Origin of the sequence: Gordonia aichiensis NBRC 108223, assembly GCF_000332975.1 — a bacterium.
GTDB classification, from domain to species: Bacteria; Actinomycetota; Actinomycetes; order Mycobacteriales; family Mycobacteriaceae; genus Gordonia; species Gordonia aichiensis.
This window is the reverse complement of record NZ_BANR01000005.1, coordinates 334473-347499: the sequence shown is the minus strand read 5'-3', so window position 1 is coordinate 347499 and position 13027 is coordinate 334473. Positions and strand designations below refer to the sequence as shown.

The following is a 13027-nucleotide window of genomic DNA, read 5'->3' as shown; positions in this document are numbered from 1 at the left end:
TCTACGCACGAGTCTGAAGATCAGCGAGTGCGAGACCCTCGAGGCTACCGCGGAACACTCGTCGACCAGCCTGTGGAACGTCGGCGGTCGACGGTACGACGATCGTCGTGCATCCCGCAGCGGTGGCCGACTGCGCACCCGTCGGCGAATCCTCCACCGCGACACATGCGCTCGCGTCGACGCCGAGCAGGCTCGCTGCCCGCAGATAGGGGTCGGGCGCCGGCTTCCCGTTCTCGACCTCGTCGCCGCACACCGTCGCCGCGAAGAAATGTGCTCCGATCGTTTCGAGTGCCTGGTCGGTGAGCTCGCGGACGGTGTTGGTGACGAGCGCCATGGGGATGCCGGCGTCGGCGATCGTGGTCAACGCCTCCTGCGCACCAGGTCGCCAGGGCAGGTCGTCGGCGAACAGTTGCGCGACGCGGTCGAGCAGCCACCTCTCGTCGGCGGCGTAGTCGCGCGCGTCGGGTGAGACGCCCGATGCGTCGAAGACCTTGGTCAGCGCGTCCGTCATCGAGTTCCCGAGCGTCGATTCGCGCAGTTCCGGCGTCATCGCATAGCCATGCCGGGCGGAGAGTTCTGCGACGGCGATGTCCCACAGCTTCTCGGAATCGAGCAGGGTGCCGTCCATGTCCCAGAGGACTGCAGCGGGCGTTACGGGTTGGCTGGTCACAGGGGCATCATTCCCGACCGGGGCGTAGCGGTGCGAATCCGGTGAGCACGCTCACTTGTCGACAGTGATGCCGTGGGGTCAGGTGCCTGACCCCGGCGCGAACGTGCGGTGAACACCGGAGCCGACGATCCGAATGATCGAGTAGATCAAGCCCGCCACGGCGGCGGCCAGAAACGATGCGTAGACGGTCAGCGCGGTATCGCCCCGTCCCGAGGTATAGCCCCCGGATCCGTCTTGACCACCGTGGATGCCCTGCGCCCTGCCTGCAGGGTGGTCGGCGCCGTCGGCTCCCCTCGGGCCACCGAAAACGCCGGGCCTGGTGACACCGCTCGCCGGGCCGGCGTGTTCCGGGGCGCCCCGCTGCCCTGCGGATCCGTGTTGACCTGCGAGACCCTGCTCGGCGCCCGATCCCATGGCCCGGCCCTGTTCGCCGGTCAGCGACGAGTGGTAGATACCGATTGCCGACGCCTGGATCAGGACCGGTATCGCGACGAACCACAGCGGCAGGAAGAATGCCGCGACGACGCTGAGGATCTCGACGGTATAGAAGTACCTGTCGTGCATGGCGGGAAGAAGGAAGGGCACGATCGCTGCGCTCGCCGTCGCCACGACCAGAAGCGACGCCGGGGTCACGGCAGGTTTCTTCCACAGCGACCAGCCGAGGAATGCCAGCACAACGCCGACGGCGAGGGCTATCCCCAGGTGAGCGAGCCACGTGGCGTCACCGGAGATCGGGATGAGTTGATAAAGGTTGGCCGCACCGAGCGTGAGCTGCTTGTACGAGTCGGTCTGATTCACGTACACCGAGAGCGCCGTCGACCACGAGGCCCCAGCGAGTACCGCCGGGACGTCGAGCAGCAGGTACACGGCGGGGATCGCTGCCAGCGTGTACCACGGAAGTCGACGGCGGACCAGTAACCACAGCAATACCGGGAACACGAAGATCGCCTGCAGTTTGAACCCGAGTGCCAGACCGAAGCAGGCGCAGGCGATCAGCGAGTTCCACACGTAGGCGCGATGCCTCGGATCGCCACGCCGTGCCCCGCCGGACTGTGCGCGGAGCAGGAAGTAGAGACCGGCGAGCACGCATGCGGTGTAAATGGCGTCGGCCTGACCCCACCACGCGCTGTTCAGGATGGCCGATGGCAGCAGGAACACCACACCGAATGCCGAGGCTCGTAACAGGAACCGTTCGGTCCGCAGCCCAACGATCCGATAGGCACATACCGCGAGCACGACATCGAAGATGATCGAGAGCGCCTTGATACCCACCAGCGACGGCACGTTGACGACCGTGAGCAACCAGATCAGGTACAGATACGGGTAGTTGTAGTCGGCGAACTGCTCGCGGAAAGCTCCGAACCCGCCGGAATCGAGCGTGTCGTACCAGCGGCTGAGGAAGTTCTGGTAGTCCATGGTTTCGCGGTCGAGGAAGTACCAGCGCGCGAGAAGTCCCGCGACGAGAACGACGGCGAGCACCGACCAGCGCACCCAACGGGCGACGGGTCGTCGAGTGTCGAGGTGCGTGGACTGCGGGTCGGCAGGACGCGACTCGACGGGACGGCGGTGGGTCAGGCTTGAGGTCACGGTCCCACAGTGCGCGGCGAGTCTGGGAGATCGGTGGACGGAAGCTGCGGGGTTCAGACGAGCTGCGCCACGCCCACGGCGTCGTAGGCTCGAGGAGGGACGCGAAACTCGCAGACAGTTGGAGGACTCATGTCGAAGACATTCGTATTCGGCCACCGGAATCCCGACACCGACGCGATCGCGTCGGCCATCGTGATGGCGCACCTCGAGAGTCAATTGTCTCCTGACGCGCAGATCGAGGCCGTCGCGCTTGGCGACCCGAGTTCTGAAACCCGTTATGCGCTTGAGCATTTCGGAATCGTTGCACCCCGTGTGATCGAGACCGCGCGACCGGACGCCGAACAGGTGATCCTCGTCGACCACAACGAGCGCCAGCAGAGCGTGAGAGATATCGACGAGGTCGTCATCACCAAGGTCGTCGATCACCATCGCATCGCCAACTTCGAGACGTCGGCCCCGTTGTGGTTTCGCGCCGAGCCGCTGGGGTGCACGTGCACGATTCTGTGGCGGATGTACGACGAGAACGACGTACCGATTCCCGCCGACCTCGCGGGGCTCATGGCCTCGGCCATCATCTCCGACACCCTGCTGCTGCGCTCCCCCACGACGACCGAATACGACCGACGCGCCGCCTCCGACCTCGCCGGACGGGCCGGAATCGACCTCCAGCGTTACGGGACGGACCTCCTGCGCGCCGGAACCGACGTCGGCGACCTGTCGGCCACCGAACTCATCGACCGCGACGCCAAGAGCTACACGATGGGATCGACGACGGTGCGGGTCGCCCAGATCAACACCGTCGGAACCGGCCCTCTGCTCGCACGCCGCGACGAGTTCCTCGCTGCGATGAAGGCGGAGGCCCAGCAGGCAGGCTACGGCCTCTTCCTGCTCCTGATCACCGACGTACTCGAGGTCGACTCCGACCTCCTGGTCGTCGGCGAGCCCCTTGAGGCGGTCGAGAAGGCACTCGGAGTCAGCGTGCACGACGGCCACGCGAGCGCCCCGGGCATCGTCTCGCGCAAGAAGCAGGTGGTGCCGCAGCTGACCGAGGCCTTACGCGAGAACTGACTCGAGGGTCTCGCGCGATCACACGTTGAAGTACTTGGCCTCCGGGTGATGCAGCACGAAGGCGTCGGTCGACTGCTCGGGATGCAGCTGCAACTCCTCCGATAGTTCGACGCCGATACGCTCGGGTTCGAGCAACTCCATCATCGTCGCGCGGTCGTCGAGGTTCGGGCAGGCGCCGTATCCGAAGGAGAACCGGGCCCCGCGGTATTCGAGGTCGAAGAAGCCCTGCGCGGCGTCGGGGTCCTCGGCTCCCAGCGACCTGTCGCCCACCATCAGTTCGCTGCGCACCCGCTGGTGCCAGTACTCGGCCAGAGCCTCGGTGAGCTGGACACCGATTCCGTGGACCTCGAGGTAGTCGCGATAGGCGTCGTCGGCGAAGAGCTTGTTGGCGAAGTCGGCGATCGGCTGCCCCATCGTGACGAGCTGGAACGGCAGGACGTCGACCTGCCCCTTGGCAACGGCATCCTCGCGTGAACGGATGAAGTCTGCGACGCAGAGGAAGTTCGGGCGTTGCTGCCGCGGGAACGAGAAACTGTGGCGCACAGGCGCATCCGGGCGCGGTTCGGTCAACACATGCACGGTGTCGCCCTCGCTGACCGCCGGGAAATACCCGTAGACGACGGCCGCGTGCTGCAGGATGCCCTCGGTGGAGAGTCTGTCGATCCAGTACCGCAACCGGGGGCGGCCCTCGGTCTCGACGAGCTCCTCGTACGACGGACCGTTGCCGCCGCGTGCGCCGCGCAACCCCCATTGGCCGAGGAAGAGCGCCCGTTCGTCGAGTAACTGGCGGTAGTCGGCGACCGGCACGCCCTTGATGATGCGCGTCCCCCAGAACGGCGGGGTCGGAACGTCGTTGTCGGCGGCCACGTCCGAGCGCGCTGGGACCTCGATGGGTGTCTCGGCGGCCTTGCGCTTGGCGGCGATGCGCTTCGAGCGCTCGTGGCGTGCCTTGCGTTCGGCGGCTTTCTGAGCGGCTGCAATCGAGTCGGCGCTCTCCGGCACCGATCCCCCGCCGCGTTTGAGCGCCATGATGTCGTCCATCAGTCGCAGACCCTCGAACGCGTCGCGCGCGTAGTGCACGTCGCCCTCGTAGGTCTCCGACAGATCGTTCTCGACGTAGGAGCGCGTCAGTGCGGCTCCGCCGAGCAGCACGGGATAGTTGTCGGCGAGTCCTCTGGCGTTGATCTCCTCGAGGTTCTCCTTCATCACGACCGTCGACTTCACGAGCAGTCCCGACATACCGATCACGTCGGCACGCTTGTCCTCGGCCACTTCGAGGATCGTCGAGATCGGTTGTTTGATACCGATGTTGACGACCTCGTAACCGTTGTTGCTCAGGATGATGTCGACGAGGTTCTTGCCGATGTCGTGGACGTCACCCTTCACCGTGGCCAGGACGATGCGCCCCTTGCCGTCCTCGCCGGTGGCCTCCATGTGCGGTTCAAGGTGTGCCACAGCGGTTTTCATGACCTCGGCCGACTGCAACACGAACGGCAACTGCATCTGACCGGAGCCGAAGAGCTCGCCGACGGTCTTCATTCCCGACAGCAGGGTCTCGTTGATGATCTCCAACGGCGGCTTCTGGGTCATCGCCTCGTCGAGGTCGGCCTCGAGCCCGTTGCGCTCGCCGTCGACGATGCGGCGCTCGAGACGCTCGAAGAGCGGCAGCTTCGCCAGTTCGGCTGCACGAGACTCGCGCGCCGACGCCGCCGACACGCCTTCGAAGAGTTCCATGAGCTTCTGGAGCGGGTCGTAGCCCGGATCGTCCTCCCCGTTCGTCCCGCGCGCCCGTCTGCGGTCGTAGACGAGGTCGAGCGCCACCTCACGCTGTTCCTCTGGGATTCGCGCCATCGGCAGGATCTTCGACGCGTGCACGATCGCCGTGTCGAGTCCCGCCTGCACGCATTCGTGCAGGAAGACCGAGTTGAGCACCTGTCGCGCAGCGGGATTGAGGCCGAACGAGATGTTGGAGATACCGAGGGTGAAGTGCACCTCCGGATGGGACTCGTGCAGACGACGGATCGCCTCGATGGTCTCGATCCCGTCCTTGCGGACTTCTTCCTGGCCTGTCGAGATCGGGAAGGTCAGCGTGTCGAGGATGATGTCCTCCTCGGCGAGTCCCCAGTTGCCGGTGATGTCGGCGATGAGTCGTTCCGCCACACGGACTTTCCAGTCGGCGGTACGCGCCTGGCCTTCCTCGTCGATGGTCAGCGCGACCACCGCGGCCCCATGTTCGACGACCAGTCGCATGATGCGCGCGAACCGCGAGTCGGGGCCGTCGCCGTCCTCGTAATTGACCGAGTTCACGGCGCACCGACCGCCAAGCGTCTCCAACCCTGCGCGAATCACGTCGGGTTCGGTGGAGTCGAGCATGATCGGCAACGTCGACGACGTCGCGAGCCTACTGGCGAGCGCTGTCATGTCCGCGGCACCGTCGCGACCGACATAGTCGACGTTCAGGTCGAGCATGTGTGCGCCGTCGCGCGTCTGGTCCTTGGCGATGTCGAGGCAGCGCTGGTAGTCCTCGGCGATCATCGCCTCGCGAAACGCCTTGGAGCCGTTGGAATTGGTGCGCTCTCCGATCACCAGGAAGCTGGAGTCCTGATCGAACGGGACAGCGGTGTACAGCGACGAGGTCTCCGCCTCGTGCTGCGGCGCCCGGCTGGCTTTCGTCACATCCGCGACCGCGGCGGCGACCTCGCGGATGTGGTCGGGCGTCGTACCGCAGCACCCCCCGACGAAGGACAGTCCGAACTCGCCGACGAAGGTCGCCAACGACTCCGCCAGCTCGTCGGGTTGTAGCGGATACACCGCCCCGTTGGGGCCGAGTTCTGGCAGACCGGCGTTGGGCATGACCGACACCGGGATTCTGGCGTGCCGGGACAGGTAACGCAGATGCTCGCTCATCTCGGCAGGCCCGGTGGCGCAGTTGAGTCCCATCATGTCGACGCCGAGCGGCTCGATGGCGGTCAGGGCGGCGCCGATCTCGGAACCGAGCAGCATGGTCCCGGTCGTCTCGACCGTGACGTGCGAGATGATCGGGATTCGACGCCCCAGTTGCGCCATCGCCCGCTTGGCGGCGAGGACCGCTGCCTTGACCTGCAGGAGGTCCTGGGAGGTCTCGACGAGGATCGCGTCGGCGCCGCCGTCGAGCATCCCGGAGACACATTCGACGTAGGCGTCGCGGATCGCTTCGAACGTGGTGTGGCCCAGGCTCGGCAGTTTGGTGCCCGGGCCGATCGATCCGAGCACGAAACGCCCGGTCCCGTCGCTCGAGGGACCCATCTCGTCGGCGACACCGCGGGCGATGGAGGTGCCCTTGAAGGCCAGTTCACGGATGCGGTCTGCGATGTCGTAGTCGCCGAGGTTCGAGAGATTGCAGCCGAAGGTGTTCGTCTCCACCGCATCGGCGCCTGCCTCGAAGTAGGCCCGGTGGATGTCTGCGAGGACGTCGGGCCTGGTGTCGTTGAGGATTTCGTTGCAACCTTCGAGGTTGTCGAAATCGTCGAGCGTCAGGTCGGCGGCCTGCAACATGGTGCCCATGGCCCCGTCGCCGATCAGTACGCGACGCGACATGTCCGTGAGGAAGGTCGTGTCGAAGTCGGTGTCGGTGCGGATGGGGTTGGACATGGTTCTCAGCGTAGTTCGCTCTCTCTTGTGATCAGGTCGTAGGCTGGTTCAGTGAACGCAGAGCAGTTGTCGAACCTTCCCCGGTTGCGCCGGCCGATCCTGCTGGCTGCCTTCGAGGGGTGGAACGATGCAGGAGACGCGGCCAGCAGTGCTGTCGAGCATCTCGCGTTGACCTGGGATGCGCGCCCCCTCGTCGACATCGACGCCGACGACTACTACGACTTCCAGGTCAATCGGCCCACGGTGAAGCAAGTTGACGGCGTCACCCGTCGGATCGACTGGCCGACGACGTCCATCTCATATTGCAGCCCCGACGGGACCGACCGTGACATCGTACTGGTGCGCGGGATCGAACCCAACATGCGCTGGCGTGCCTTCTGCGCCGAGATCGTCGACCTCGCGCATGAGCTGGGCGTGGAGACGACGGTGATGCTCGGCGCGTTGCTCGCCGACACCCCCCATACCCGTCCGGTCCCCGTCACCGGAAGTGCTTACAGCAGTGAGGCGGCAGAGCGCTACAACCTCGCCGAGAACCGCTACGAGGGGCCGACCGGCATCACCGGCGTGCTCCAGGATCTGTTTGTGCAGGCGGGCATGCCCGCGGTCTCCTTCTGGGCCGCGGTTCCCCACTACGTGTCGACGCCGCCGAATCCGAAGGCGACGGTGGCGCTGCTCAACCGGGTCGAGGAGGTTCTCGACATCGAGGTTCCGCTCGGCACTCTCCCCGAGCAGGCTGAAGAGTGGGAAGAGGCGGTCACCGAGATGACCGAGGACGACGAGGAGATCGCCGAGTACGTCCGCGGCCTCGAGGAGCGTGGCGACGCCGAACTCGACACCGACGAGGCGATGGCGAAGATCGACGGCGACGCCTTGGCTGCGGAGTTCGAGCGATATCTCAAACGGCGTCGCCCTGGCCCCTTCGGGGCCTGAGACCCGCACCACGACGCACCCCCGACCCGACCGACGTCGGGCACAAAGTTCAGTCGATCCGTTCTATCGAGACAACCGGCGTCGTGATGCGCCAGGTGCGCACATCCGGGTCGTCGGCGGCTCGTACCCAGAACTGCGCGGACTCGCCGACACGGCACGACTTCACGCCCAGAAGCGGGATGTCTTCCGAGTCGCGACGCAACCTGCTGACCGCCCACTCCTCGCTGTCGGTGCCACCCACACCGGGAGCCCGCAGCAGCGTCATGTCGTTGAAGTCGAGCAGATACGTCGAGGTCCGTGTGATCACGGTGTACACGCCGGATTCGGTGCTGGGTCGGATCTCCTGAACGCGGGCCACCCGGAGAACTCTACTAAGCGTCGCCGCAGCCCTACGAATCGAGTCGGATCATTGTGTCCCGTCGTTCAATTGGACGCCGAGGAGTGCGTCGACGGCGGTGGCGATGTCACGGGGGGCCGTCGGCGACAACCCGATTCCCTGCTCGACGTCGCGACACCACCCGTCGATCGCATCGAGGGCTTTCGGAGTGTCGAGGTCGTCGGCGAGATGCTCGCGTACACGCGCGATGATCGGCGCGGCGTCGGGTCCGGTCTCGGCCGACGTTGCCGCCTGCCAGCGACCCAGGCGGGCTCGTCCCTCATCGAGAACCGCATCGCTCCACATGCGGTCGGCGCGATAGTGCTCGGCGAGCAACGCCAGCCGGATGGCGGCCGGGTTCTCACCGGCGCGTCGCAGGACGGACACGAATACCAGGTTTCCCCGACTCTTCGACATCTTCTCGCCGTCGAGTCCGACCATGCCGGTGTGCACATAGTGGCGCGCGAAGCGTCGCTCACCGGTGTACGCCTCACCATGCGCCGCGGAGAACTCGTGGTGAGGGAAGATGAGGTCGTTTCCGCCGCCCTGGATGTCGAATTCCACGCCGAGGCGGTTGAGTGCGATTGCCGAGCATTCGACGTGCCAGCCCGGACGCCCGGGTCCGAACGGCGACTCCCACGACGGTTCGTCGGGACGCTTTGCGCGCCACAGCACCGGGTCGAGGCGGTCACGTTTGCCGGGTCGGTCCGGATCGCCGCCGCGCTCGGCGAAGAAGCGTTCCATTGTCGCCCGGTCATAACCCGACTCGTAGCCGAACTGCTCGGTCGCGTTGGAGCGGAAGTACACATCCGGGAACTCGGGGTCATCGACGACGTATGCCGCACCGGATTCGAGCAGTGTTCCCACCATCTCGACGACCTCGTCGACAGACTCCATCGCGCCGATGTAGTCACGCGGAGGCAGGACACGCAGTGCCGTCATGTCGTCACGGAAGAGCTGGATCTGTTCGGATCCGAGTGCGCGCCAGTCGACGCCGTCGCGAGCGGCACGCTCGAACAACGGGTCGTCGACGTCGGTGATGTTCTGCACGTAGTGCACGTCGTGCCCCTGGTCGCGTAACACCCGGTTGACGATGTCAAAAGTGAGGTACGTGGCCGCGTGGCCGAGATGCGTTGCGTCGTAAGGCGTGATGCCGCAGACGTACATCGTCGCCGTCGCCCCTGGCGAGACAGGGCGGACAGCGCGACTCGAGGTGTCGTACAGGCGGAGCGCGGGCCCGGATCCGTCGACGGTGGGCACAGCCGGTTCAGGCCACGAATGCATATGTCCCACTGTATTGGCCGCCGTGACAGCGACCGAACAGGGGTTGTGCGTGCAGGTGTCGACTCTCCTCAGGCGCTTCGAGAACTGTCGAGCGCCACGTCAGAAGGGCGGCCACGGAATCGGTCGATGAGGCGGCGGCATGGGGAGCCTTCCGGATTCGGCGAGGATGATGGCGCGCAGCGTGAGGGCGTCGATCTCGTCGTCGGTGATGTGTGTTGCGAGTTCTCGACGCAGGGGCGAGTCGTCGGACTCCAATGCCTCGGCGAGGTCGACGACATCCGCGATGAGGTGGCCGGGTATGGGTTCACCCGCCCATCCCCACAGCACGGTTCGCAGCTTGTCGTCGGAGTGCAGGCAGATTCCGTGGTCGACGCCGTAGACATTGCCATCGACGCCTTCGAGTACGTGTCCGCCCTTGCGGTCGGCGTTGTTGATGATCACGTCGAGCACTGCCATCCGCAGCAGTCGCGGATCATCTGCGTGGACCAACACGACTTGCTCGCCGAGCGGGTCGAGGGCCCTCAAAATGGGGCGGTAGTTGTCGGGAACCGTGTCGGGTGGGCAGAGGTCCACGAGGTCGATGCGCGTCGCGGGCAGAGCGCCTGAGTCGGGGTCGGGAGTGTCGATCCAGCGCTGGACCATGCCGGGGCCGAGCGGGCCGTCGCGCATGACCGTGGTGGGGATGGTGTGCCAACCGAGCGCCTCGGAGATGAGGTAGGAGGCCACCTCGCGGCCGGCCAGGGTGCCGTCGGGAAAGTCCCAGAGCGGTACCTCACCGCGAACCGGCTTGTACACACATCGCGCCGCGGCACCGTCGAGCGTGGCGTCACAGACGAGGGTCGCGTTGCTCGCCGTCGGAATGCGGCCGACGATCACCAGCTCGCCCTCGCGGAGCGCATCCCCGGATGCGATGCCACCCGTCTCGGGCTCGTCAGCGGCCTGCCCCGCCGGCATCCCGCTCACTCCCGCCCGGGGTCGTCGGGGTTCGGTCCCCCGCCTGTCTGATCGTCCCCGCCCGTCTGGTCGTTGTCGGAGTCGGTGTCGTTGTCGGAGTCGGTGTCGTAGAGGCCGCTGTCATCTCCGAGTGACAGGTCGCGGAACACCTCGGGGTCGACGAACTCGATGGACTTGCTCAACTCGGCGTCGCGTTTGAAACCGTTCGTGCGGACGCAGAGGTGACCTGCGGGGTCGAGAGGCTCAGCGCACAGCGGGCACGGCGGGCGCCCCGCGGAGATGACCCTCGACGACCGCGCTGCGAATTCCCGGGCCGCCTCCGTGGTGAGAAACACTCGCACGGCATCTGGTCCCTCATCGGTGTCGTCGAGGACGACGCTCTCGTCGAACTCACCCTCGGTGATCGCAAGCAATTCGACGACGACGGCCTCGGATTCTGCATCCCACCCGAGCCCCATCGTTCCGACACGGAACTCGGCGTCGACCGGCATCACGAGCGGGCTGAGGTCGCCGACGCGGTCGGACGGCGGCGGGATCGGGGTACCGAACCTGCGGTGGATCTCGTCGAGGAGCGCACCGATGCGGTCGGCGAGGATCTGTACCTGCTGCTTCTCGAGCAGCACGCTGATGATGCGCGCCTCGTGGACGGCCTGGAGGTAGAACGTCCGGTCGCCCGGTTGCCCGACGGTACCGGCGACAAATCGGTCCGGGCTGCGGAAGACATGGATCGCTCGAGACATCACACCTCCTCTTCTCGTGTGTTCATTATCCGCGCCCGGCGGGAGCCTGTGCAGAAGTTGCAGGTCTCCGGGCGGTGCCATCGGCACCTCGGGCGGTGGCGTCGTCGGCGTCCGCGGACGACGACCCGACACCGTCCGCGGGTCGTGCTCGGGCCTCGTCGGTCCCGGTTTCTCCGCCGATCGTCGCGTCGTCCGAGGTTGCCGCGCCGTTCGTGGTGGACGGGGGCGAGGGTATCGAGATGACGGCGGTGTTGTTGACGGTCTGCACGTACGGGCGTGTTGCGCCGTACCGGATGATGCTGATCGATGCGGGCTCGACCACGATCCGCTGGAAGGTGTCGAGGTGGGCGCCCATGGCGTCGGAGATCACCGACTTGATCACGTCGCCGTGCGAGCAGGCGACCCAGACGCCAGAGCCATCGGGCCCGCCGAGTTCACGATCGAGCCTTCTGATCGCGGCGACGGCGCGGGACTGCACCTGGGAGAGCCCCTCGCCGTCGGGAAAGACAGCCGCAGACGGGTGCTGTTGGACCACCTTCCACAGCGGTTCGGTGAGTAGGTCTTTGAGCGGTCGGTTGGTCCAACTGCCGTAGTCGACCTCGGCGAGGTCGTCGACGACCACCTCGGGAACCTCACGACCTGTCTGCTCCGCGATGGCCGCGAGCAGCGGGGCGACCGTTTCACCGCACCGTTGCAGCGGTGAGCGGGCGACCGCGGTGATCTGCTCGACGCATGTGCCGAGTCGCGTCACTAGTTCCGCTGCCTGCGCGCGTCCCTTGTCGTCGAGGGCGACTCCCGGCGAGCGGCCGGCGAGTACGCCCGAGGTGTTGGCAACCGACCGGCCATGGCGCACCAAGATCACGGTCATTCCTCAACCATAGGCACTTGTGCGCGTCACGGCACAGCCCAGGTCACGTCGCGCTGATGACACCTGCTGACAGCAGCCCGATGACGACGAGGCCGAGGGCCACGCGGTAGACGCCGAACCAGTTGAGCGAATGACCGCTGACGAAGCGCAACAACCACGCGATCGAGATGTAGCCGACGATGAAGGAGATGAGTGTCGCCACCGCGAGTTGTGCGCCTGTCGCCTCCATGCCGTCCCCCGACGGGTGAAAAGCGTCGGGAAGACTGAACAGTCCCGACGCCAGCACAGCCGGTATCGCGAGCAGGAATGAGAATCGGAAGGCCGCCTCGCGCTCGAGGCCGAGGAACAGGCCGGCACTGGCTGTCGCACCCGACCGCGAGACACCCGGCACCAGTGCCAGACACTGTGCGAGTCCCATGACCAGGCCGTCTCGCAGCGTGAGCTGCTCGATCGAGCGTGACTGGGTGGCGAAACGCTCGGCAAGCCAGAACACGCCCGAGAACACGATGAGCACGATGGCGGTGATCCAGAGATTGCGTGCTGCTGTGCGGATCTCGTCTTTGAGCAGGAAACCGATGATGCCGATCGGGATGGTTGCGAAGATCACATACCATCCGATCCGGTAGTCGAGGTTGCGCTCGTGTTCGTTGAACAGTCCGCGAAACCAGGCGGCGATGATCCGGCCGATGTCGCGGGCGAAGAACACCAGGACCGCTGCCTCGGTTCCGAGCTGGATCACCGCGGTGAACGACGCCCCGGCGTCGCCGCCGAACATCAACTCCGAGGCGATACGCAGGTGGGCCGACGACGAGATGGGCAGAAACTCGGTGAGGCCCTGGATGATTCCCAGCACGATCGACTGGGCCCAGGTCATGGTCTCGGTCACGGGCGACGATGCTACCGGTCGTCGGGCCCACCGA

The 13027-nt window shown here is 66.0% G+C and carries 11 protein-coding genes; 2 read left to right on the top strand and 9 right to left on the bottom strand.

Annotated elements, in window-relative coordinates; translation table 11 throughout:
- Position 1 precedes the first annotated feature (1 nt).
- Both GOACH_RS08765 and GOACH_RS08760 read right to left on the bottom strand, forming a co-directional pair.
- Positions 2–670, bottom strand: a complete 669-nt coding sequence (locus GOACH_RS08765; RefSeq protein WP_005173583.1) for an HAD family hydrolase — start codon at positions 668–670, stop codon at positions 2–4.
- A 78-nt stretch (positions 671–748) separates the two neighbouring features.
- Complete coding sequence (locus GOACH_RS08760) at positions 749–2257, bottom strand: hypothetical protein (RefSeq protein ID WP_245551850.1); 1509 nt, start codon at positions 2255–2257, stop codon at positions 749–751.
- A 129-nt stretch (positions 2258–2386) separates the two neighbouring features.
- On the opposite strand from GOACH_RS08760, the gene GOACH_RS08755 reads away from it, so the two are divergent.
- Positions 2387–3325: a manganese-dependent inorganic pyrophosphatase gene (locus tag GOACH_RS08755; protein WP_005173581.1), complete on the top strand. Its 939-nt coding sequence runs from the start codon at positions 2387–2389 to the stop codon at positions 3323–3325.
- A gap of 18 nt (positions 3326–3343) precedes the next feature.
- Here the strand turns inward: GOACH_RS08755 and metH are convergent, their stop codons facing one another.
- Complete coding sequence (gene metH, locus GOACH_RS08750) at positions 3344–6955, bottom strand: methionine synthase (RefSeq protein ID WP_005173578.1); 3612 nt, start codon at positions 6953–6955, stop codon at positions 3344–3346.
- A gap of 51 nt (positions 6956–7006) precedes the next feature.
- On the opposite strand from metH, the gene GOACH_RS08745 reads away from it, so the two are divergent.
- Positions 7007–7885 (top strand): PAC2 family protein, encoded by an 879-nt coding sequence (locus tag GOACH_RS08745; protein ID WP_005173563.1) that lies wholly within the window; start codon positions 7007–7009, stop codon positions 7883–7885.
- 49 nt (positions 7886–7934) lie between these two features.
- Here GOACH_RS08745 and GOACH_RS08740 read toward each other — a convergent pair whose 3' ends face one another.
- The 6 genes from GOACH_RS08740 to GOACH_RS08715 form a co-directional block, all read right to left on the bottom strand.
- The gene (locus GOACH_RS08740) at positions 7935–8243 is read right to left on the bottom strand and encodes a hypothetical protein (protein ID WP_005173561.1); all 309 of its coding nucleotides are present in this window, start codon (positions 8241–8243) and stop codon (positions 7935–7937) included.
- Positions 8244–8291: 48 nt separating this feature from the next.
- Positions 8292–9545 carry a cysteine--1-D-myo-inosityl 2-amino-2-deoxy-alpha-D-glucopyranoside ligase gene (gene mshC / locus GOACH_RS08735; protein ID WP_040518054.1) on the bottom strand — a complete coding sequence of 418 codons (1254 nt, stop codon included), beginning with the start codon at positions 9543–9545 and terminating at the stop codon, positions 8292–8294.
- A gap of 99 nt (positions 9546–9644) precedes the next feature.
- The gene (locus GOACH_RS08730; protein WP_005173556.1) at positions 9645–10499 is read right to left on the bottom strand and encodes an SCO1664 family protein; all 855 of its coding nucleotides are present in this window, start codon (positions 10497–10499) and stop codon (positions 9645–9647) included.
- Between the two features lie 5 nt (positions 10500–10504).
- Positions 10505–11239: a DUF3090 domain-containing protein gene (locus GOACH_RS08725; RefSeq protein WP_005173554.1), complete on the bottom strand. Its 735-nt coding sequence runs from the start codon at positions 11237–11239 to the stop codon at positions 10505–10507.
- A gap of 25 nt (positions 11240–11264) precedes the next feature.
- Positions 11265–12107, bottom strand: coding sequence for an MSMEG_4193 family putative phosphomutase (locus tag GOACH_RS08720; protein ID WP_040518053.1), 843 nt, complete (start codon positions 12105–12107; stop codon positions 11265–11267).
- Positions 12108–12150: 43 nt separating this feature from the next.
- Positions 12151–12993 (bottom strand): undecaprenyl-diphosphate phosphatase, encoded by an 843-nt coding sequence (locus tag GOACH_RS08715; RefSeq protein WP_005173547.1) that lies wholly within the window; start codon positions 12991–12993, stop codon positions 12151–12153.
- Positions 12994–13027: the final 34 nt, after the last annotated feature.